We start from the raw sequence: 736 nt of genomic DNA on the forward strand, positions 1-736 counted from the left end.
GTATTAGTCAATAGTATTATGGAGAAATAAATTATTATTTTTGTCATTGCTCGATTTGTTCCTACATACAGTATTCGGTTCCTAATAATATTCTTAATACACCGTGATCCAAGTAATAATTATTAAAAAAACGATACTCTTAAGAACACTATATGCAAAATATCACCACAACAACTTACTACCAACTACATATTTCAGCAAAAGAAATTATTGTTTAACCCAAGCTAACCAACAGTCACTAAATCACTACCAATCATAACTACCAATCAAAAGTGATATGGTCAAATTAATCCTTGCCAAGAAACCTGCGGAGGAATTACCCTCTCAAGCAGAATCCACTCCAATTCTTTTTCATGCATTCCAGCATTCCAATTGATCCGTAGCTCTCACATAAAACCACAATATCTCAGCCGTTAAAAAAGTCGAAACAGTGCAAGCAGCAAGCAATAAACCTCTGATAAGAAGGCCCAAACATTCTTGAATAATGCTTAAGACTAATAATTGATCCAACTCCCTCTAACAAATTAAATTTTTAGAAAATATGGTGCCCTTGAAAAAAAACACCACCTATAATAAATATAGCTAATAACAAAACAACAGCTATAGAAAATCCACCTATGCAATACAATTGAACAGTTATAATAAAAAAATCTTAATTAAAGTAGAAGTTGCACAATTACTTGCAATACAAAATCCCGATTATTCAATACGTCGGACAATACTCAATACCTAAAAG

1 protein-coding gene is annotated in these 736 nt (G+C 31.9%); it reads right to left on the reverse strand.

All coding sequences use genetic code 11. The annotated features are described in order from the left end of the window. Positions 1 to 351: 351 nt before the first annotated feature. Entirely contained in the window at positions 352 to 510 is a 159-nt protein-coding gene (locus CLERM_RS03940; RefSeq protein WP_157939813.1) for a hypothetical protein, read from the reverse strand. Positions 511 to 736 lie beyond the last annotated feature (226 nt).

Source organism: Coxiella-like endosymbiont, from assembly GCF_002871095.1.
Taxonomy (GTDB): Bacteria; Pseudomonadota; Gammaproteobacteria; order Coxiellales; family Coxiellaceae; genus Coxiella.